Origin of the sequence: Nonomuraea sp. PA05 (assembly GCF_008086045.1) — a bacterium.
Classification (GTDB): Bacteria; Actinomycetota; Actinomycetes; order Streptosporangiales; family Streptosporangiaceae; genus Nonomuraea; species Nonomuraea monospora.
On record NZ_VSEY01000025.1, the window covers coordinates 150,476 to 170,549 of the forward strand.

22 protein-coding genes are annotated in these 20,074 nt (G+C 72.9%); 11 read left to right on the forward strand and 11 right to left on the reverse strand.

The genetic code is table 11. The annotated features are described in order from the left end of the window. Positions 1–5: 5 nt before the first annotated feature. Positions 6–548: a hypothetical protein gene (locus FXF51_RS35085; RefSeq protein ID WP_187414734.1), complete on the reverse strand. Its 543-nt coding sequence runs from the start codon at positions 546–548 to the stop codon at positions 6–8. 39 nt (positions 549–587) lie between these two features. After that, the gene (rfaE2, locus tag FXF51_RS35090; RefSeq protein WP_148438999.1) at positions 588–2,003 is read right to left on the reverse strand and encodes a D-glycero-beta-D-manno-heptose 1-phosphate adenylyltransferase; all 1,416 of its coding nucleotides are present in this window, start codon (positions 2,001–2,003) and stop codon (positions 588–590) included. A gap of 181 nt (positions 2,004–2,184) precedes the next feature. Here rfaE2 and FXF51_RS35095 point away from each other — a divergent pair, with 181 nt between their 5' ends. The 4 genes from FXF51_RS35095 to FXF51_RS35105 are packed head-to-tail and all read left to right on the forward strand — an operon-like array spanning position 2,185 to position 5,148. Then, positions 2,185–3,240, forward strand: coding sequence for a glycosyltransferase family 9 protein (locus tag FXF51_RS35095; RefSeq protein ID WP_148439000.1), 1,056 nt, complete (start codon positions 2,185–2,187; stop codon positions 3,238–3,240). Continuing rightward, positions 3,237–3,380: a hypothetical protein gene (locus FXF51_RS61130; RefSeq protein ID WP_187414735.1), complete on the forward strand. Its 144-nt coding sequence runs from the start codon at positions 3,237–3,239 to the stop codon at positions 3,378–3,380. Before FXF51_RS35095 ends, FXF51_RS61130 begins: the two co-directional genes overlap by 4 nt. A gap of 53 nt (positions 3,381–3,433) precedes the next feature. Beyond that, the gene (locus FXF51_RS35100) at positions 3,434–3,943 is read left to right on the forward strand and encodes a SigE family RNA polymerase sigma factor (RefSeq protein ID WP_148439001.1); all 510 of its coding nucleotides are present in this window, start codon (positions 3,434–3,436) and stop codon (positions 3,941–3,943) included. Next, positions 3,940–5,148, forward strand: a complete 1,209-nt coding sequence (locus FXF51_RS35105) for a hypothetical protein (protein WP_148439002.1) — start codon at positions 3,940–3,942, stop codon at positions 5,146–5,148. Before FXF51_RS35100 ends, FXF51_RS35105 begins: the two co-directional genes overlap by 4 nt. Here the strand turns inward: FXF51_RS35105 and FXF51_RS35110 are convergent. Both FXF51_RS35110 and FXF51_RS35115 read right to left on the reverse strand, forming a co-directional pair. Next, positions 5,141–5,794: a response regulator gene (locus FXF51_RS35110; RefSeq protein WP_148439003.1), complete on the reverse strand. Its 654-nt coding sequence runs from the start codon at positions 5,792–5,794 to the stop codon at positions 5,141–5,143. The genes FXF51_RS35105 and FXF51_RS35110 overlap by 8 nt on opposite strands. Continuing rightward, entirely contained in the window at positions 5,782–6,912 is a 1,131-nt protein-coding gene (locus FXF51_RS35115) for a sensor histidine kinase (protein ID WP_148439004.1), read from the reverse strand. Before FXF51_RS35115 ends, FXF51_RS35110 begins: the two co-directional genes overlap by 13 nt. Before the next feature lie 131 nt (positions 6,913–7,043). On the opposite strand from FXF51_RS35115, the gene FXF51_RS35120 reads away from it, so the two are divergent. The 4 genes from FXF51_RS35120 to FXF51_RS35135 are packed head-to-tail and all read left to right on the forward strand — an operon-like array spanning position 7,044 to position 10,077. Then, the gene (locus tag FXF51_RS35120) at positions 7,044–7,937 is read left to right on the forward strand and encodes an ABC transporter ATP-binding protein (protein ID WP_148439005.1); all 894 of its coding nucleotides are present in this window, start codon (positions 7,044–7,046) and stop codon (positions 7,935–7,937) included. Continuing rightward, positions 7,930–8,670, forward strand: coding sequence for an ABC transporter permease (locus tag FXF51_RS35125; RefSeq protein ID WP_148439006.1), 741 nt, complete (start codon positions 7,930–7,932; stop codon positions 8,668–8,670). Before FXF51_RS35120 ends, FXF51_RS35125 begins: the two co-directional genes overlap by 8 nt. Before the next feature lie 46 nt (positions 8,671–8,716). Continuing rightward, positions 8,717–9,295: a TetR/AcrR family transcriptional regulator gene (locus tag FXF51_RS35130; RefSeq protein WP_148439007.1), complete on the forward strand. Its 579-nt coding sequence runs from the start codon at positions 8,717–8,719 to the stop codon at positions 9,293–9,295. 20 nt (positions 9,296–9,315) lie between these two features. Then, positions 9,316–10,077 carry an SDR family NAD(P)-dependent oxidoreductase gene (locus tag FXF51_RS35135; RefSeq protein WP_148439008.1) on the forward strand — a complete coding sequence of 254 codons (762 nt, stop codon included), beginning with the start codon at positions 9,316–9,318 and terminating at the stop codon, positions 10,075–10,077. Positions 10,078–10,080: 3 nt separating this feature from the next. On the opposite strand, the gene FXF51_RS35140 is transcribed toward FXF51_RS35135, so the two are convergent. The 3 genes from FXF51_RS35140 to FXF51_RS35150 form a co-directional block, all read right to left on the reverse strand. Further along, on the reverse strand, positions 10,081–11,385 hold the full coding sequence (locus tag FXF51_RS35140) for a TolB family protein (protein ID WP_148439009.1): 1,305 nt from the start codon (positions 11,383–11,385) through the stop codon (positions 10,081–10,083). After that, a complete protein-coding gene (locus FXF51_RS35145; RefSeq protein WP_148439010.1) occupies positions 11,385–11,873 on the reverse strand; it encodes a SigE family RNA polymerase sigma factor in 489 nt (162 codons plus the stop codon). Before FXF51_RS35145 ends, FXF51_RS35140 begins: the two co-directional genes overlap by 1 nt. A 190-nt stretch (positions 11,874–12,063) precedes the next feature. Further along, on the reverse strand, positions 12,064–13,632 hold the full coding sequence (locus FXF51_RS35150; protein WP_148439011.1) for an N-acetylmuramoyl-L-alanine amidase: 1,569 nt from the start codon (positions 13,630–13,632) through the stop codon (positions 12,064–12,066). Between the two features lie 154 nt (positions 13,633–13,786). On the opposite strand from FXF51_RS35150, the gene FXF51_RS35155 reads away from it, so the two are divergent. The 3 genes from FXF51_RS35155 (at position 13,787) to FXF51_RS35165 (ending at position 18,284) form a co-directional block, all read left to right on the forward strand. Beyond that, positions 13,787–15,796, forward strand: coding sequence for a family 10 glycosylhydrolase (locus FXF51_RS35155; protein WP_148439012.1), 2,010 nt, complete (start codon positions 13,787–13,789; stop codon positions 15,794–15,796). Positions 15,797–15,947: 151 nt separating this feature from the next. After that, entirely contained in the window at positions 15,948–17,030 is a 1,083-nt protein-coding gene (locus FXF51_RS35160; RefSeq protein ID WP_148439013.1) for a sensor histidine kinase, read from the forward strand. 99 nt (positions 17,031–17,129) lie between these two features. After that, entirely contained in the window at positions 17,130–18,284 is a 1,155-nt protein-coding gene (locus FXF51_RS35165) for a monooxygenase (protein WP_148439014.1), read from the forward strand. Between the two features lie 3 nt (positions 18,285–18,287). Here the strand turns inward: FXF51_RS35165 and FXF51_RS35170 are convergent, their stop codons facing one another. Genes FXF51_RS35170 through FXF51_RS35185 form a run of 4 tightly spaced genes read right to left on the reverse strand, consistent with a single transcriptional unit; the run spans position 18,288 to position 20,057 of the window. After that, positions 18,288–18,851, reverse strand: a complete 564-nt coding sequence (locus tag FXF51_RS35170; protein WP_148439015.1) for a hypothetical protein — start codon at positions 18,849–18,851, stop codon at positions 18,288–18,290. After that, entirely contained in the window at positions 18,848–19,336 is a 489-nt protein-coding gene (locus FXF51_RS62955; protein WP_148439016.1) for a hypothetical protein, read from the reverse strand. The genes FXF51_RS35170 and FXF51_RS62955 overlap by 4 nt, the downstream gene beginning before the upstream one ends. Further along, complete coding sequence (locus FXF51_RS35180) at positions 19,333–19,662, reverse strand: hypothetical protein (protein WP_148439017.1); 330 nt, start codon at positions 19,660–19,662, stop codon at positions 19,333–19,335. Before FXF51_RS35180 ends, FXF51_RS62955 begins: the two co-directional genes overlap by 4 nt. Beyond that, positions 19,659–20,057, reverse strand: a complete 399-nt coding sequence (locus FXF51_RS35185; protein WP_148439018.1) for a YbaB/EbfC family nucleoid-associated protein — start codon at positions 20,055–20,057, stop codon at positions 19,659–19,661. Before FXF51_RS35185 ends, FXF51_RS35180 begins: the two co-directional genes overlap by 4 nt. Between the last annotated feature and the right edge of the window lie 17 nt (positions 20,058–20,074).

Consider the following 20,074-nt stretch of genomic DNA (forward strand, 5'->3'; position numbering starts at 1 on the left):
GCCGCCTAAGGGCGCTCCTCGGCCCAGGACGGCGGCGGGGGAGCGCCGTCGTCCTCCGGCCTGTCCTTGTGGGGCCAGGGCGAGGCGGCCACCACGACGCCGTACAGCACGTGGTCGGTCAGCAGCGCCACCCGCTCGCCCGCGCCGTGCTTGCGCGGCAGGCCCAGCGCGGGCGCGATGGCGACCTCGAACGCGGCCCAGGCCAGCACGCCGTAGACCGGCCCCGCCCACCGCCGGCGCCGCACCGGCTCCGGCAGGAGGCCGAAGACCGCGCCGCCGCCCGCCCCGTACAGCCAGTGCACGATCTCCACGACGGCGGGCCGCCGCTCGGCGGGGATGGCGTGGAAGGCCGCCGGCGCGGTCTTCTCGATCACGGATTCCGGCGGGGTGTACGGCACCAGGCCGAGCGCGGTGGTGAGCTGCCGCAGGCCCGACATCGCCATGGAGGCGATCGCGCCCCTGGCGGCCGCACGCACGATCGGCTTGCGCTCCCGCTCAGCCGGCGCGCCTTCAAGCAGGCGGGGAGGGGTCCGCAGGGTCTGAGTCATGGCATGCCGCCTACCGAACGGCGGGAACGCCAAACCTCGCTACGGCAGCGAGCGCAGGCGGCCGATGATCGCGGTCGTCGAGCGGTCGGGCAGGTAGCCGAGCACCCGCACCTCGCCGCCGAGCGCGCGCACCAGCGGCGCCTCCGGCAGCATCTCGGCGGTGTAGTCGCCGCCCTTCACGTACAGCTCGGGCCGCATCATCCTGATGAGCCGCTCCGGCGTGTCCTCGTCGAACGGGGTCACGTAGTCCACGTCGTTGAGCGCGGCCAGCACGGACATCCTGTCCTCGCACGGGTTGACCGGCCGGCCCGGCCCCTTCAGCCGGGCCACGCTGGCGTCGCTGTTGACCGCCACCACCAGCACGTCGCCGAGCTGCCCCGCCTGCTCCAGGTACGTCACGTGCCCCCGGTGCAGCACGTCGAAGCAGCCGTTGGTGAACACCACCCGCTCGCCCCTGCGCCGGTGCTCGTCGAGGAGCCGGGCCAGCCGCTCGGCGGTCTGCACCGTGCCCTCCTGGCGGCGCAGCGCGCGCAGCAGGTCGTACCGCGTGCAGACGGCGGTGCCCTGGCGGCGCACGACCACGCCCGCCGCCGCCTGGCCCGCCTGCGACGACTCCTCCGGCGAGGCCCCGCTCGCCAGCCAGAGCGCGAACGCGGCCGTGTACGTGTCGCCCGCGCCCGTCGCCATGTGGTGCGGCGCGGGCTGGGCGTAGGTCCGGTACGGCGGCTCGCCCTTCTTGTGCAGCAGCGTGCCCTCGCCGTCCAGGGTGGTGACCACGATCCCGGCGCCGGTCAGCTCCAGCAGCCGGTCGGAGCAGCCCATCAGGTAGGCGGGCCGGTCCACCGCTCCGCCGTCGCCCCCGAGCAGGCTCACCACCTCGGTGTAGTTCGGCAGCACCGCGGCCGGCCCGCACTCGCGCCACGGCGCCACCGCGTGCGCGTCCACCACCAGCAGCGGCAGCCCCGCCAGCGCCTGCCGCACGGCCGGGGTGAAGACCCCGCCGCCGTAGTCGCACGCCACCACCACGTCGGCGCCCGCCACCGCCTCGACGACCCGGCAGAGCAGCTCGCGCTCGGCCTCCTCGGGGATGACGGACAGGTCCTCGTCGTCGTAGCGGGCGGTGAGCTGCCCGCTGGTGACCAGCCGCCGCTTGTGCGCGGTGCGCCGCCCCGGCACCGTCACCAGGTCGACGCCGACGCCGAGCAGGTGCAGGGCGCGTTCCAGCTTCTCGCCGCAGGCGTCGTCGCCGACCACGCCGACGAGCCGGACGCGGGCGCCGAGCGCCACGAGGTTGGCGGCGGTGTTGGCGGCGCCGCCGGGGGCGTCCTCGGTGGCCTCCAGGCTCATCACGGGCACGGGCGCCTCCTGCGCGAGCCGCTTGGCCGAGCCGTGCAGCCACGAGTCGAGCATGACGTCGCCGACGACCACGGCGTTGACGATCTCATCTGTGCCCATGGAGAGCGTGTACCTGTAAAAGACCAGCTCAAACCATACAAAGCGGAAGTTACGGGCGTAGGGCGACGGGTAGCCGGGCCGCTATGCACCGACCCGCAGACCTCGACGTGCTCGTCCCTGCCAGGGACCGACCGGCCGCGCTCGCGCCGGCCGGTTGTCACGCCTGCGTGCGGGAGCCGTCATGACGGCGCTGGTCGGTGATGTCCGGCGGATCGCGGTGCTGCGGGCCAACGCCGTCGGCGACTACCTGGTGGCCGTCCCGGCGCTGGACGCGCTCAAACGCGCCTACCCCGGCGCCCGTCTGACGCTGCTGGGCACGCCCTGGCACGCCGCGTTCCTCACCGGACGGCCGGGCCCGGTGGACGACGTGGTGGCGCTGCCGCCGATCTCGGGCGTCTCCACCTGGGATCCGGGGCATCCGGTGCCCGAGGAGGTGTGCGCCCGGTTGCGGGAGCGGGAGTTCGACCTGGCGGTCCAGATCCACGGCGGCGGCCGGTTCTCCAACCCGTTCGTGCGCCGGCTCGGCGCCCGGGTGACCGCCGGGCTGCGCGCGCCGGGTGCCGAACGGCTGGACCGCTGGGTGCCGTACACCGACTACCACCACGAGACCCTGCGGTTCCTCCAGGTCGCGGCGCTGGTCGGCGCGATGGACGGCGGGCTGGAGCCGCGGGTGACCGTCACCGCGGCCGACCGGGCAGAGCTGGCACGCGCGCTCGGGCAGCCGCCGCCGGGGCTGGTGGCCGTGCACCCGGGCGCCCGCGACCCGCGGCGGCGCTGGCCGGTGGAGCGTTTCGCCGAGGTGGCCGACCTGACCGGCCGTCCCGTGGCCGTGACCGGCACGCGGGCGGAGCAGGACCTGGTGATGGGCGTGGTCGAGGCCATGAGGCGGCCGGCGATCCCCGTCGTCGGCGCGCTCGGCCTGGGCGCGCTGGCCGCCCTGTACGAGCGCTGCGACCTGGTGATCGCCAACGACACCGGCCCCCGCCACCTCGCCGCGGCCGTCGGCACCCCCACCGTGGCCGTCTACTGGTGCGGCAACCTCATCCAGGCAGGGCCGCTCAGCAGGACCGCGCACCGGCCGCTGATCTCCTGGACCACGTCCTGCCCGCGATGCGGCGCCGACGGCGTGGACCCGGCCGCCGAGCGCTGCCCGCACGACGACTCGTGGGTGTGCGACGTCACGGTGGAGATGGTGACAGAGCAGGTGGACGACCTGCTGGCGAAGGAGGAGCGATGACCGACCACGCTGTGCTCGACGAGCTGCCCGAGGGCCCCTACGACAAGCGGGAGCTGACCGAGGCGATCAACGGGGTGATCACCCGCAGGGGCGAGCAGGACACGCTGGGGCTGCTGACGGTTCCGGGACAGGACGCATAGCGAGCGGCACGGCGGGCGTCTGAGAGGGTGATGTCGATCCCCTGGAGGTGACCGTGGACGCCGCGGAAGAGCAACGGTTCCGCGAGTTCGTCGACGCCCGTTCTCCTGCCCTCATGCGGCTCGGGTACCTGCTCACCGGCGGTGACCAGCACGCGGCCGAGGACCTGGTGCAGACCGCGCTGGCGAAGCTGTCGGCCAGATGGCGGCGGGTGGCGGCGCCGGAGGCGTACGCCAAGCAGATCATGTACCGGCAGCAGATCAGCTGGTGGCGGGCGAGCACGCGGCGGGGCGAGGTCTTGCAGGCCGGCCCGCCGGAGCGGGAGGCGCGCGACGCGCACCACCAGAGCGAGCTGCGCCTGGTGCTGCGCTCGGCGCTGGCCAGGCTGACCGCCCGCCAGCGCGCGGTGCTGGTGCTGCGTTACTACGAGGACCTGCCGGAGCAGGAGGTGGCCCGAGTGCTGGGCTGCTCCGTCGGCACGGTGCGGAGCACCGCGCACCGGTCGCTGGCGCGGCTGCGTGAGATCGCCCCCGAGCTGGCCCGAGACCTGGAGGTGACGGCGTGACCCGCCTGCTGCGCGACACGATGGAGGACTGGGCCGACGAGGCCAGGGTGCCTCCGGGCCTGGCCGACCGGGCGCTGCGGAGGCGCGCCTGGAAGCCGTACGGCGCGGCGGTGCTGGTGGCGGCCATGATCGCGGCTGTCGCCGTGTTCGTCACGGGGCAGCGCCAGCCCGACCCCGTGATCCGCCCGGCCGACGGCGTCACGCTGCCCGCCCGGCCGTCGCCCGCGCCGACGGACGTGCGCACCGACACCGAGCACAGCCCGCCGGCCAAGCTCATCGCCGCGGGCCGGATGGCCGTGTCGGCGTACTACCGGACCAGGCGGGAGCCGATCGAGGGCGGTCTGACGCGTGTCCGCTACAGCTGGTCCCTGTACGACCCGCGCACCGACAGCTACGAGCAGACCCCGTACGCGTGGCTGGACGTCGCCCCCGGGCTGCAGGTCGCGGCGGTGGTCGAGGGGGACCTGCTCGGCAAGCGGGTGGGCGTGCTCGACATGAACACCCGGCAGGTGCTGCGCTGGTACGACCTGGAGCACTCCGTGGGCTCCGTCGCGTGGTCGCCGGACGGAACCAGGATCGTCGCCACCGCCTACTCCAGTTACCCGAACATCATGCAGGGTGAGGGCGACCAGATGGGGCCGGTGATGACCGCGAGCCCACGCACCGGCTACTACGTCATCGACACCCGGACGGGGGAGGCGGCCTACCACGAGCTGGCCCCGCTGGGCGACAGCCGCCCCGGCGACGAGGCGGGCAAGCCGTCCAACACCAACGGCCGCCAGGACCTCGGCTGGAGCATGGACGGCGCGCTCCTCTGGGGGCCCACAACCGGCCTGAACCGGCCCTTCTACACCCTGGACGGCAGGCCCGCCGACGCCCCCGCCGGACAGCGGTACCACCGGTACGGGTCGAGCCTGTCGGCCATCTCACCCAACGGCCGGCTGGCCCTGGGCGACGACGGCCTGCCTACGAAGATCACCGAGGTGGCGACGGGCCGGGTGGCCGGTCGGCAGCGGGTACTCCAGTTGCACGCCTGGGCGGACGACGAGAACGTCATCGCCCTGGGGTGCGCGGGCAAGTGCGAGAACGAGTTCAACAGCGGCCTGGTGCTGGTCAGCGTGGACGGCTCGAAGATGACCCAGCTCGCCGCCGACCGCGACAGCAACGGCGAAGGCGCCTGGCACTGGGTCCTCACGCTCAGGTGAGGCCGGCGTCGTGGGCGAGGAGCGCGATCTGGGTGCGGTTGTCCAGGGAGAGCTTGGTCAGGATGCTGGAGACGTGGGCCTTCACGGTGGTGACGCCCATGGCGAGATCGGCGGCGATGTCGGCGTTGGTCCTGCCCTGGGCGATCGCCAGCGCCACCTCGTGCTCGCGCGGGGTGAGGGCGGCCAGCGCGGCGCGGGCCCGCTCGTAGGCGCCGGCCTGGGCGACGGTGCGCTCCATCAACCGGCGGGTGATGCGCGGGGAGAGTATCGGGTCGCCCGCCGCCACCCGGGTGATCGCCTCCACGATGCGCGGCGGCGGCGTGTCCTTGAGCAGGAACCCGGCGGCGCCCGCGCGCAGCGCGTGCAGGACGTTCTCGTCGGTGTCGAAGGTGGTCAGCACGATCACCTCGGGCGGCCTGGCGCGCGCCCGCAGCCGTCGGGTGGCGGTGATGCCGTCCACGCGCGGCATCCGCAGGTCCATCAGGACGACGTCGGGGGCGTGGGCGTCGGTGGCGGTGATGGCCTCCTGGCCGTCGGCCGCCTCGGCGACGACCGTGATGCCGGCGGCGCCGTCGATCATCATGGACAGCCCGGCGCGGACCAGCGCGTCGTCGTCTACCAGGAGCACGCGGATCACGCGGGCCATGGTAACCGAGCCTGGAGCCGGAACTCCCCGCCGGTGTCGTGGTGGTCGAGGTGCCCGCCGGCCAGCCGGACCCGCTCGGTGAGCCCCACCAGGCCGAGCCCGCTGCCGGCCGCGACGGGCTCGGCGCCCGCCGGAGGCAGCGGGTTGCGGACGTCGATCAGCAGGGGCGTGCCGGGGGCGCCGGCCAGCAGCACCTCGACCGGCTGCCCGGAGGCGTGCTTGCGGGCGTTGGTGAGCCCTTCCTGCACGACGCGGTAGGCGGTCCTGGACACGGAGGGCGGCAGGGTGGCGGCGTCGGTGATCTCCTCGGTGAGCCGTACGGGCTGGCCCGCCCCGCGTGCCTCCGCGAGCAGGCCGGGCAGGTCGGCCAGGCCGGGCCAGGGTTCGAGCTCGCCTTCGTCGTCGGACGGCTCGCGGAGCAGGCCGATCACCTGGCGCAGCTCCTCCAGCGCCTGGTGGACACCGGTGCGGATCACCCCGGCGGCCCTGGCGAGCTGGTCGGGGGATGAGTCGGGGCGGTACTCCAGCGCCCCGGCGTGCGTGGCCACCAGGGACAGGCGGTGGGCCAGCACGTCGTGCATCTCCCTGGCGAGCCGGTGGCGCTCGGCCATGCGGGCCTCGGCGACCCGCCTGCCCTGCTCGGCCTCGGCGCGGTGGGCGCGTTCGCGCAGGGAGACGAGCAGGGCGCGGCGGGAGCGGGCCAGCGCGCCCCAGCCGAGCAGCGCGCCGTAGGCGGCGCAGATCAGCAGCAGCCACCACGACAGTGAGATGCCCGAGTTGGGCCGCCACAGCCCCTGCGCCAGGTGGGCCGCCATGCCGGCGCCGGCCACAGCGGCCGCGACGGGGAACTTCTTGCGCTGGGCCACCTGGAGCGCCCCCGCCGTCGCCGCGGGCGTGGCCACCGGGGAGAGCACGGCGAGCAGCGTGGCGGCCAGCGCCCCGTGGACCGGCCACCACAAGGTGGCGAGCGCGGCGGCCACGCTCACCACCGCGATCGCCGCGTCCAGCCACCAGGTGGAGCGGCCTGACTGACCCCACAGCCCCACGGCGGTCAGCGCGCCCATCCCCAGCAGCACACCGGCCACCGCGTAGGGGTGCGGGGAGCGAATCTGGCTCATCGGCCCAGGTTAGACGGCGGTGCGGCGGACCCGTCACCTACTAAAGAAGGACCCCGGCCCCACGCGAGTAGGGAGCGGAGCGACCGCGCGCCCGATGTGGCGGACCGGCCCGGCGGGCGAGGCTGACCGGCATGAACTCCTCCGGAAAGCTCCTCGCCAGAGCCGGCGAGGTCACCCGCCGCTACGGCGACGTGGTCGCGCTCGACCGCGTCTCGCTCGACATCAGGGCGGGCGAGCTGGTCGGACTGCTGGGCCCGAACGGCGCAGGCAAGTCCACCCTCATCAACCTGCTCGTGGGGCTGCGCAGGCCGACGTCGGGCACGGTGGAGCTGCTCGGCGGCTCGCCGCTGGACGCGGCCGTGCGGCGCGGCATCGGCGTGACGCCGCAGGAGACGGGCCTGCCCGACTCGCTGCGCGTCGGCGAGATCGTCGACTTCGTCGGCGCGCACTTCCCCGAGCGGCTCGGTACGGCCGAGCTGCTGGCCAGGTTCGGCCTCGGCGACCTGGTCAGGCGGCAGGTGGGCAGCCTGTCCGGCGGGCAGCGGCGGCGGCTGGGGGTGGCGCTGGCCTTCGCCGGCCGGCCGGAACTGGTCTTCCTCGACGAGCCGACGACCGGCCTGGACGTCGAGGCCAGACGGGCGCTGTGGGACGGCATCAAGGCCTTCCACGAGGACGGTGGCACCGTCCTGCTGACCAGCCACTACCTGGAAGAGGTGGAGGCGCTGGCCGAGCGGGTGGTGGTGATCGGGAACGGCCGCGTGCTGGCCGACGACACCATGCGGGCGGTACGCGGTCTGGTGGGCACCCGGCGCCTCTCCCTCGTCGCCGAGAGCCTGCCCGACCTGCCCGGCGTGCTCGGCGCCGAACGCGTGGACGGCCGGATCGACCTGGTCGTCAGCGACCCCGACCGGCTCGTCGTGGAGCTGGTGCGCAGCGGCGTGCCGTTCTCCGGCCTGGAGATCAGGCCGGCCACCCTCGAAGAGGCCTTCCTCGCCCTGACCTCGAAGGAGCCCGCACATGCCTAGCCTGGTGCTCGCGCACACCCGTTACCTGATGATCGAGCAGATCAGGGTGCCGATCGGCATCGTGGCCAGCGCGTTCTTCCCGGCCGTCGCGATGCTGGCGTTCGTGGTGCCGTTCGCGGGCCGGGACGCGACGGCGGCGACCACGGCGACGGGCGCGCTGATGCTCTTCGGCGCCATGTCGTCCGCGCTGACCGGGCTCGGCGTCGCGGTCTCGCAGGATCGCGAGCTGCCGTGGAACCCGTACCTGCGCACCCTGCCGGCGGGCCCGCTGCCGCGCTTCGCCGGGCGGATCCTGGCGACGCTGGCCACCATGCTGATCTCGGTGATCCCGGTGCTGGTGATGGGGGCGCTGTTCACGGAGGCGACGATCACCCCGGCCCGGCTGCTGCTGGGGATCGGCGCGCTGGTCGCAGGCGTCGTGCCGTTCATGCTGATGGGGTTGTTCGTCGGCTTCACGCTGGTGGCGAAGGCCGCGATGGCGGTGTCGCAACTGCTGTTCTTCCCGATGGCGATCCTCGGCGGGCTGCTGCTGCCGCCCGCGGTCATGCCGGAGTTCGTGCAGACCCTGTCCGTGTACGTGCCGACGAGGGGCGCGGCCGAGCTGATCTGGTGGGCGATCGCGGGCGTCGGCCCGAACGCGGTGTCGCTGGTCATGCTGGCCGTCTGGACCGCAGGCATGGCGGTCGCCGCCGCCTGGGCCTACCGCCGCGACGAGGGCCGCCGCTTCTCCTGACGAGCTAACTAGACCGATCGTTCTCGATAGTGCTAGCCTTCCTCGCGTGGCAAGGAGCAAGGAGTTCGACCCCGAGGTCGCGTTGCAGCAGGCGCTGGAGCTGTTCTGGGAGCGCGGCTACGAGGCGACCTCGATGGCCGACCTCGTGGAGCGGCTCGGCCTGGCGCGGGCGAGCATCTACGCGACGTTCGGCGGCAAGCGCGAGCTGTACCTGAAGGCGCTGGAGCGCTATCTGGAGCAGGGCGACGTGATCGAGCGGCTGTCCCAGCCGGGGCCGGCGCTGCCCGCCGTCCAGGCCTTCCTCGACTCCTACGTCGCGGAGATCCTGGCGGACGACCTGCGGCGCGGCTGCATGGTGGTGAACACGGCCGTCGAGTTCGCCTCGCGCGACGCGATCGTGCTGGCCAAGGTGGTGACGAGCTGGGCGGAGCTGGAGACGGCGCTGGCCGGGACGCTCATCAGGGCGCGCGCCCAGGGGGAGATCCCGGCGAGCAAGGACCCGCAGGCGCTGGCCAGGTTCCTGCTCGTGCTGCTGCAGGGGCTCAGGGTGCTCGGCCGGGCCGACCCGGACCCGCGCAGGCTGCGCGACGCGGTCGAGCAAGCCATGACGACTGTTCAAATTTGAGAATGATTGGTCTGAAAAATATGACTGGACGTTTTGCAGGCAAGGTCGCGCTCGTCACGGGCGCGAGCGGGGTGGTGGGCCGCACGGCGGCGCTGGCGTACGCGCGGGAGGGCGCGGCCGTCCTCGCCGCCGGGCGTGACGCCGCCCGCCTGGCCGAGGTCGTGAAACTGGTGGAGGAGGGCGGCGGCCGGGCCGCCGCGTGCACCGTCGACCTCACCCGCTCCGCCGAGGTGGCCGCCATGGTCGAGGCCGCCGTCTCCCGGTTCGGCGGCCTGGACGTGGCGCTCAACGCCGCCGGGATCTTCGGCACGATGGCGCCGCTGGCCGACTACGACGAGGACGTCTGGGACGAGGTCCTGGCCGTCAACCTCAAGGGCGTGTTCCTGTCGATGAAGTACGAGATCGCCCACATGCGGGCCCACGGGGGCGGGGTCATCGTCAACGTCTCCTCCAACCTCGGGGCCCACTGGCGGCTGGCCGGGGCGAGCGCGTACGCCGCCTCGAAGGCCGCCGTGAGCCACCTGACGCGGGCGGCGGCCCGCGACCACATCGCCGACGGCGTCCGCGTCAACGCCCTCAGCCCCGGGCCGATCGACACGCCCATGTCGGCGCGGCCCGGCGAGACGCGGGAGGAGCGGGACGAGCGGATGAGGACCGCGCTGCCCATCGGGCGGGTGGCCACCCCCGAGGAGATCGCCGCCGCCGCACTGTGGCTGTCGTCCGAGGAGTCGAGCTTCGTGGTGGGCGCCGACCACGTGATCGACGGCGGCGCGACCGCATGACCTCTACTTGATCGCGGCCAGGTCCAGGACCCACATCTCGTTCTTGATCGGGTAGGTCATCAGCCGGTCGAGGCCGCCGTCCGGGATCGACATGACCCCCGTCGCGTCCTCCCGGACGCCCAGGTCGGCGGAGCGGCCGGTCTCGGCGTCATGGAGGGCCAGCACGGGCCGATTCCCCGGCCCGTTCAGCATGATCTTGAAGAAGCGCTCCAGCCCGGCGTCGTCGCCCTGCTGGAACCCGGCAGGCAGGGCCTGCTCATGGGAGCCGTCGCGGTCGCGGACGAACCTGCGCACGACGGTCGCGACCCGCGCCGTCGTCGGGCACCGCCGGTCGCCGCACTTGATCTCCTTGCCGGAGCTGTCGCGGCGGCGCTCCACCTTGACGGTCTTGTAGCGGATGGCCACGCCCCAGCACCGCTCGACGCCGCACCTGACCTCCTCGCCGGACTTGACCACGGCCTCGCGCCGCTCACCGGTCTCGACGTTGAGCAGGTCGCGGAAGACCGCCTTGCCGCGGTGCACGCCCACCCACGGCCACCGCAGGACGTGGTGCCGCTCGGCGCCCTTGACCGGCCGCGGCGTCCCCCCGCTCAGCGGCACCCGGTAGACGCCGCCCTTCTCGTAGGAGAAGACGACGTCCGAGCCGGCCACCGCCAGCCCGTTGATGTGCCCCTGCTTCATGACGTCGCCGAGGGGGACGTCGCTCACCAGCCGGGGCCGGCCGCCGGTGGCCGGGACCGTCCAGATCTTGGCGACCCGCCGGCTGCCCGCCTCCTTGTACGACGCCCACCAGACGATGGCGCCCTCACCTGCGGCGACGCCTTCGGCGAAGATGGCCGAGTTCTTCGTCGGCGGGATCTCGGCGATCTGCCTGGGCCGGCCGGTGCCCAGGTCGTAGGCCCACAGGTACTGGCGCGTCCCGTCCAGGGCGCCCGTCATGACCAGCAGCGTGCGGTCGTCGAGGAGGAGCTGCGGGTAGTACGTACGGCCGTCGGGCAGCTTGGCCGGGATCTTGTGCACGGCCTGCGGCCACACCTGCTCGATGGGCGGCGGGATCTCGTCCTGTCCGGGCTTGCCGGTCGGCCCGACCGCGGGCTGCGGCGCCGCCGAGGTGCCCAGGGTGTCCACGGCCACGGCCGCCCCGCCCGCGACCAGGACCACGGCCGCGGCGGCGTACACGGCGGCGGTGCGCGCCCGGCGGCGGCGGTGGCGCGTCCTGACCGTCGCGGCCAGGCCGGGCGGCGCCTGCGGCGCACGCTCCGCCGCCCCGGACAGGACGCGGCTCAGCTTGTCTTCCAGGTCGGTCATCACATGCTCCTGTTGGGCGCCGGTGCGGAGGACAGGGAGGAACGCAGCTTGTCCAGGCCACGGGACGCCTGGCTGCGCACGGTTCCAGGGGAGATGCCGAGCACCTTCGCGATCTCGGCGTCACTGAGCTGCTCGTAATAGCGCAGCACCAGCACGGCCCGCTGCCTGCGGGGCAGCCCGGCCAGCTCCTGCCACAGCCCGAGATCCTCGTCGGGCGGGGGCTTCACCTGTTCCGGTGGCTCCGCGGTGAGGTGCTCGCGCCTGTGCCGCCGCCAGACGCTGATGTGCAACCGCGCCATCGTGATCCGGGTGTAGCTGTGCGGGTTGTCCTTGCGTCTCACTCGCGGCCAGGCGCCGCACAGCCGTACCAGGGCCTCCTGCACCAGGTCCGCGGCGTCGTGGGGGTTTCCGGTCAGGACGTATCCGTAGCGGAGCAACGCGTCCGTGTGCTCTGCCACGAAATCGTCGAAGCCGGGTTCGTCGTCCACTTGTCGTCCCTTCGATCGTCACGTCCCAGACGGCCGAAGGGGTCAGGATGTTGCATCGTCCGGCCATCATTCTGGCCGGGGCTGCGGGTAAGGCGTGCGTACGGCATCCCGCCCGAGCAGGTGAGACGGCATGGCGACGGCCCGCGCCCGGGAGGGGAATCGGGCGCGGGCCGTCACGCGGAAGGGGTCGCTACCTGCTGATACGCACCGCGTCCGCGATCACGTAGCCGGTCCCCGAGGTCCACCGGCTCACGCCGACCACGTTGTACGTGCCGGCGTTCAGCGAGAACGTCCCGAGGCTGCGCCACGCCCCGCCTCCGGACCGTTGATCGACGAACACGGTCTGGTTGCCGCTGGACGTGGCCACGATGTACGGCGCCGAGCTGTTGTACCCGGCGTCCGCCGGATACCAGACCTCGACCTGGTACGTGCCCGCGCTGGGGATCGTGGCCGAGTACCACGCCGGGTCGCTGGCGGCGACGGGGTCGGCGAAGCGGTAGTCGGCGCCGTGGCGCTGGCTGGAGTAGGTGGAGGTGCCCCAGTTGGCGCTGGCGGTGAACTGGCCGGAGGTGGCGTTGTCCACCGTGGTGGTGAACGTGGGGGTGCCGCCGCCACCGGTCACGTAGTTCATGTACGTGGTCCAGTTCCAGTGCGAGCCCGGGTCGGTGTGGGTGGCGCCCGGGACCTCGTTGTGGCCGATGATGCCGGTCCTCGTCTTGGGGATGCCGTACTTGTCGCAGAGGTAACGCGTCAGTGCGGCCGAGGCCCGGTACATGGCGTCGGTGAACCACGAGGCGTCGCTGACGAAGCCCTCGTGCTCGATGCCGATGGAGCGGTTGTTGTAGGTGGAGTTGCCCGCGTGCCAGGCGACGTCCTTGTCGCGGACCATCTGGGTGATGGCGCCGTTGGAGGACTTGACCACGTAGTGGGCGGAGACCTGCGCGCTGGGGTTCTGGAACCAGGAGATGGTTCCGGCGTAGGAGCCCTGGGTGACGTGGATGACCACGCGGTCGATGTTGTAGCTGGTCTCGCGGCTGGAGACGCGGTAGTTGCTGCTGCTGGCCGCGACCCAGGCGGCCGGCGGGTAGTCGGCGCTGGCGAGGGCGACCGGGCTGTCGGCCGGCTCCCCTGCCTGCTTGCCCGCGCGGGCGTTCAGGTCGCGGGCGTCGGCGTACTCGCCGCGGTCGGCGGTGATCTCCTGCGGCCTGACCTGGACGCCGCGCAGGTCGATGCCGAGGCCGAGCTGCTCGTAGACGGCGTCGGCGTACAGGCGGGCCAGCTCGGGTGAGGTGGCGTTGCCGTACAGGGCGACGGCGCGGTACCAGCGGCCGGCGTCCTTCCTGGCGGCCTCGTCGAGACCGAGCTTGTCGGCGAGGGATCGCAGGACGGCCGCGCCGCCGAGGATGTTGGCCTCGTCGTCGGTCTTGAGCTTGTCGGCGGGGATCCGGGTCAGCTCGGCGGCGTTCTCCAGCGAGTGGTTGGTGGGGTTGCTGACCAGGTGCATCACACCGTAGCCGTTGCTGGCGCTGGGCTCGCCGTTGTGGCCGTCGAGGTGGGTCTCGGCGTAGGCGAGGGCGATGAGCAGGTCACGCGGTACGTCGTGCGCGGCGGCGGCCTTGCCGAAGGCCGCGGAGAGGGGGGATTCCTTGACCGTGACCGCCTGGGACTGCGACCAGGCGGGCTGGGCGGCCGCGCTGAGGGGGAGGATGGCGAGGATCGAGGTGGCGAGGGCTGCTAATCGCGTGCGGGCGAGAGTCATGGGGTGCTCCTCGTTCACAGGTGACGGGAGCACGCTACGTCAAGATCTTGACCGATGTCGATAATTGACATTACTGCTGAGTTAGGTGAAACTTCTCGCCCTCATCGGGGCTCGCGGTGTCGTCAGATGTTTGTGAAGACTATTGCGCTTTTTGATGGATGCGCTGAAACTTCCCTTCGTGACCGCGCTCCTGCGTACCGTCCTCGCGGTGCTCGTCGCCGCCGCGCTCGCCAGCCCCCTCCACACCCAGACCGCGCTCGCCGGCTCCCTCCCCACCCGGACCGCGGCGACCGCCGCCTGCGCCACCGACCCGGCCACCCCCAAACGGCAGCTCCGCGCCATGTGGATCTCCTCGGTCGCCAACATCGACTGGCCCAGCCGCACGGGGCTGAGCGTGGCGGCACAGCAGGCCGAGTTCCGCGCCTGGCTCGACCTGGCCGTCTCCAAGCGTATGAACGCCGTGGTCGTGCAGGTCAGGCCCACGGCCGACGCGTTCTGGCCGTCGCCGTACGAGCCGTGGTCGCAGTGGCTCACCGGCACCCAGGGCGGAAACCCGGGCTACGACCCCCTCGCCTTCATGGTCGGCGAGGCCCACGCCCGCAACCTGGAGTTCCACGCCTGGTTCAACCCGTACCGGGTCGCCAACCACGACGACCCGGCCAAGCTGGTCTCCACGCACCCGGCGCGGCAACACCCCGACTGGCGCTTCGCCTACGGCGGCAAGCTGTACTACAACCCGGGCATCCCGGAGGTACGCGACTTCATCGAGGACGCGATCATGGACGCCGTCTCCCGGTACGACGTGGACGGCGTGCACCTCGACGACTACTTCTACCCGTATCCGGTCAGCGGCCAGAGCATCCCCGACGCGGCCGCGTTCGACCGGTACGGCGGCTCGTTCACCGACGTCGGCGACTGGCGGCGCAACAACGTCAACCTGCTGGTACGCGAGCTCGACCAGCGCATCCACACCGCCAAGCCGCACGTCTCCTTCGGCATCAGCCCGTTCGGGATCTGGCGCAACGCGGGCACCGACCCGCTCGGCTCGCGCACCACGGGGCTGCAGTCCTACGACGCGATCTACGCCGACAGCCGGCAGTGGGTCAAGCAGGGCTGGGTCGACTACCTGGCGCCCCAGATCTACTGGCACATCGGCTTCTCCACCGCCGGGTACGAGGTGCTCACGGCGTGGTGGTCCGAACAGGTCAGGGGCACCGGCGTGCAGCTCGTGATCGGGCAGGCCGCCTACCGGGCGGGCGCCTCCGGCCAGGACGCCGCGTGGCAGGACCCGGCCGAGCTGAGCGACCACCTCCACGACAACCGGCAGCACCCCGAGATCACCGGTGACGTCTACTTCAGCGCCAAGGACGTCAAGGCCGACCGGATCGGCGCCTTCACCCGGGTACTCAACGCGCACTACGCCAAGCCCGCCCTGCTGCCCGCCCGCGGCTCCGCCGCCGCCCCCGCCGTGCCCGCCATCACCGCCGCCACCAGGGGTTCCAGCGGCGTGCAGCTCTCCTGGTCCGGCTCAGGCACCTCCTACGCCGTGTACCGGGTGGACGGCACGCCCACGGCGGCCGACCCGTGCCTCTTCGCCGACGCCCGCAACCTGATCAGGACGACCAGGCAGACCACGTTCACCGACGCCACGGCCGCCGCCGGAACGGCGTACACCTACTACGTGACCGCGCTCAACCGCACCCACCAGGAGAGCGGGCCCAGCGCCGGCCGGGCCGTCACGGGGTCGTCGTCCGGCGGGTTCAGCGTGGTGATCGACAACGCGTCCGGTGGGTTCGCCGCCGGCTCGGCCTGGGGCACCTCTACGTACTCCACGCAGCTTCACGGCACCGACTACCGCTTCGCCGAGCCGGTCGCGGCCAGCGATCCGGCGTGGTTCCGTGCGGCCGTTCCCAGCGCCGGGAGTTACCGGGTGGAGGTGTGGTATCCGGCCAACTCCGGCTACAACAGCGCGACGCCGTACATCGTCGCGGCCTCCGGCGGCAACCGCACGGTCACCGTCGACCAGCGCACGGGTGGCGGGGCCTGGCGCGATCTCGGGACGTTCACCCTTGCCGCGGGCACCTACGACGTGGTCGGCGTGAGCCGCTGGACCTCCACCACCGGGTACGTGATCGCCGACGCCGTCCGCATCACCAAGCTCTGATCGGCCACCCGTGCGGAGGCGCGGCGATCGGCTACGCGTGCGGAGGTCGGCGGGCACGGCCGTCGGCCAGGTGTGCGGAGGCGGGTGGGGGCGGTGATCGGCTACGCGTTCAGGGGTGGGCAGGCACGGCGGGTGATCGTACGATGAGGCGGTGGACGGTGCCCGCGCGCGACCGATCGACGCTGTCGCGGTCCTGGCCGCGGCAGGTTTGACAGCCGCGACAGGCTATGCGGGCCCAGGCCTGGTGATCGCGCTGGCGGGGACGCTGCCGCTGCTGTGGATGCGCCGCGCGCCCCTCGTCGTCGCCTGGATCTGCGCGGGCACGGCGCTGGCGGTGCCGGTGCTGGCCCTGGTCGTCCCGTCCGCCGTGCCGCTGCCGTCCGCCGGGGCGCCGCTCTGGCCGCCGGCGGCGCCGTTCGCCGCGTACGGCGCGATGGCGTTCGCGGGCGACCGGCGCCCGCTGTCCCGGTGGATGCCGGTGATGGTGATCGGCTTCGCCGTCCTGACCCTGCCCGACCGGCTCGCGCTGATCGCCAGGAGCGAGGCGGCGATCGCGCTCGCGGTCATGTACGGCATGTACGTGTCCGTCAGGGAACGGCTCCGCGCCGAGCTGGCGGAACGCTCCGAGCGGATCGAGCGCGAGCGGCTGGCCGGCGAGATGCACGACGTCGTCACCCACCGCGTCAGCCGGATCGTGCTGCAGGCGGGCGTGCTGGCCCTGGCCGCGGGCGACGACCGCGCGAGGGTGGCGGCCGAGGACATCCGCACGATGGGCTGCGACGCGCTCGACGAGCTGCGGCACATGGTGGCGCTGCTGCGGCGCGGCACCGGCGAGGGGTTCGACCTGGGGCTGCCGCTGCCCGACCTGCGACCGCTGGTGATCGACTCGGCCCGCGACGGGGTGCCCGTGGAGCTGTCGGTGGACGGCCCTCCCGCCTCCGTGTCCGGGCTGGTGGGGCGGACCGCGTACCTGGTGGTCGAGGCGGCGCTGGCCAACGTGCACAAGCACGCGCCCGGCGCGGACGTGCGGGTGGGGGTGCGGTACGCGCCCGGCAGCGTGCGGATCGCGGTGCGCAACACCGGCGGGATGCCGGACGCCTGGGTGGCCGTCGCCGGTCCCGGGATGAGCCTGCCCGACCTGCGGGAGCGGGTGGAGCTGGCGGGCGGCACGCTGTCCTGCGGCCCGACCGAGGACGGCGGTTTCCGGGTCGAGGCCACCTTTCCCAGCTCGTGAGGGCGCGACCGTGGTCTGACGGGCGGGTCATCCCAGGGAAGTAGTGAGAGCGTCCTGGGGAAGGATGTCCGGGGGCCTCGCGCGGGTGAGTGTGGCATCATGACGCGATTCGCCCGCATCGCAGCCGCGCTCGGCGCGGCCGTCTTGCTCGCCTCCTGCGGCGTGGCCGCCGAACCCCCCGCCGCCACCGCGCCGCCCTCCTCCTCTCCGGGGCATTCCGGGCACGCCACCGAGCCCGCGCCCACGGCGTCGCCGCTGCGGCCCGGTGAGCGGTTCGTGAACCTCTCGATGGCGGAGCCGTACAAGCCGGGCCCGCCCAACGGCGGCACCGACGACTACCGCTGCTTCCTCGTCGATCCGAAGCTGACCGGCCGGGTGTCGCTGACCGGCGCCCAGTTCGAGCCGCAGAACACCGCCATCGTGCACCACGCGATCTTCTTCCGGCTGTCGCCCGAGCAGGCCGGGCGGGTGCGCGCGGTGGACGAGAGCTCACCCGGCCAGGGCTGGTCCTGCTTCGGCGACGCCGGCATCGGCGACGCCTCCTGGGTGGCGCACTGGGCGCCCGGCAGCAACGAGGCGCTGCTCGACCCCCGCTACGGCTACGACCTGCCTCCGGGCAGCAGCCTGATCATGCAGGTGCACTACAACCTGCTGAACGTGCGGGGCGAGCCGGGCACCGACCGCTCGGGCATCCGCCTGCGCGTCACCGACCGGCGGCTCGAACCGCTGGAGACCGGGCTGTTCTTCGCCCCCGTCGAGCTGCCCTGCACGCCGGACGAGTCGGGCCCGCTGTGCGACAGGGAGGCCGCCGTGCGGGACGTCGGCAAGCGCTTCGGGCAGGACAGCCTGTCGCAGGTGAGGCTGCTGGAGCAGTACTGCGGGCCGGTCAAGGCGGGGCCGACCCAGCACTGCGACGTGCCCGTCGAGTCGCCGTTCACGGTGCACGCGCTGGCCGGGCACATGCACCTGCTCGGCAGGGCCGTCAAGGTCGAGCTGAACCCGGGCACCGCCAAGGCCAGGACGCTGCTCGACGTGCCCGAGTACAACTTCGACGACCAGTCGCTGCGGCTGCTGCCCGAGCCGGTCACCGTCCGGAAGGGCGACGTCGTACGGGTCACCTGCACCCACGACGCCGGACTGCGCGCCCTGCTGCCGGAGCTGCGCGGCACCCCGCCCCGGTACGTCGTGTGGGGCGACGGCACCAGCGACGAGATGTGCCTGGGCATCGCCATCACCTCCGCCGCGCGGGGGTAGGGGTCAGGGGCTGTAGTGGGGATTGTTGATGTAAGGGCCGAACGTCCGGGTCGCCGGATCGTAGGACTTGGCGCCGCGGATGAACCGGCCCTCGACGCCGCCGGGGAACGCGATCTCGAGCTGGTGCCCGGTGCGCAGGGCGCTGCCCATGGTCTGGGGGATGTCGATGCCGCCGGGCGCGTCCACGTCGTAGAGGTAGCGCGTCTCGAAGATGTCCATCGGGTTGTCGAGCCGGGTCGTGCTGACGAAGGCCGAAGGCTCGAAGCGCAGGTGGGACTCAAGATCGGTGTTGGCCGGATCGCGGGGATGGAAGCCGCCCTCGAAGACCTCGTCCGGGTGACGGTCGTCGGCACGCCGCAGGATGAGCCGGTCGGTGCGCCACACCGGCGACGGCGTGATCGCGTTGACGTCGATGTTCCGGTTGGCGGCCGCTCTCAGCGGGTCGGGGCGGCTCGGCAGGCGCATGCCCAGGCCGCCGAGCCCCAGGGAGCCCGAGTTTCCGGTCCGTCTGAAGAGGTGCCGTGCCATCTTGGCGAACAGCCCGCCACCGCCGCTCGCCCTGATCAAAGCAGGATTCCCACCGCGAGGTTGATCAGCAGGCCGATCAGCCTTCCGGTGATCTCCTTGAGGACCGGGATCTGGAGGAGGGAGGTCCCCATGGTCGCGCCCGCCAGAGCGGTCGCCTGGAGGATGGCGGTGGCCAGCGCCGACAGTTGCACCAGCACGGTGGTCTTCAGGAACAGCACGAGCGCGGCGGAGACGTAGAGCCCTCCGCCGACGGCGAGCATCCCGCTGGTGGCGTCCGACAGCACAGCCTGCGGCCCGTCCTCGTGGGCCCAGGCGGTGCGGAAGGTGTCGAACTCCTGGCCGACGTTGTCCGTCCACACCTGGGCGGAGGACGCGCCGGCCAGGTCCCTGACCGCGTCGAGGAGCGGCTCGGCGGCGGCGACGAGGACGCCGGCCTGGGCGAGCAGGTCCTCGTCCGCCTGCGTCCACCAGTATCCGAGTCCCTCCAGGAGCGTCGCGGCCCAGCCGGGCATCTCGACGCTCATGGCGTACGGATGGAGGCGACCTGCTGCGCGACGGCCGTCTCCGCCCCGGAGGCGTTGGCCTCGGCCCGCAGCACCTTCTCGCCGTGGCCGGCCAGGCCCGCCATCACCGACCGGAGGGTGTCGTCGGCGGTTTCCCTGATCCCCTGGAACGAACCGCCGATGAGCTGGCTGACGAGGTCTTCCCCCACCATCTTGGGCTGCAGCTCGTCGAGCGCGCGGCCCAGCGACGTCCAGTGGGCGACGAGCTGTTCCACCGCCCCGTGCAGCCCCTGGCCGGCGGCCCGCAGGCTGGGGGCGTGGATCTCCCAGGTGTCGTCCGGAGTCATTGCCGCCTCTCGAACCGCGCCACCACGTCGTCGAGCGACTGGGTGAACCTCTCCATCTGCCGCACCGACTCCTGCTGGAGCGTCAGCAGGGTCGAGGCGATCTCGGCGCCGCCCGCGGCGGCGGTCGCCCGTTCCATCACCTGGGCGCGCAGGCCGTCGGCGGCGGCGTTCACCGCCGCCATGATCTGCGCGCACATCTCCTCGGAGCCCTCGCGCATGACCCGCGGATCGACGGAGAGCGAGGCGAGCCGGCCCCCGGCCACGACCACGGCGCGAACTTTGCCCTCGGCCGCCTGTCCCTCCCCGCGCAGCGGCGGCTCGGCGTCGGGCGACTCCGATGCCGAGGCGCTCGATGCCTGCACGGCGGCCAGCGCCTGCCGGGCCTGCTCGATCATGCGATCGAGGCTGTCCG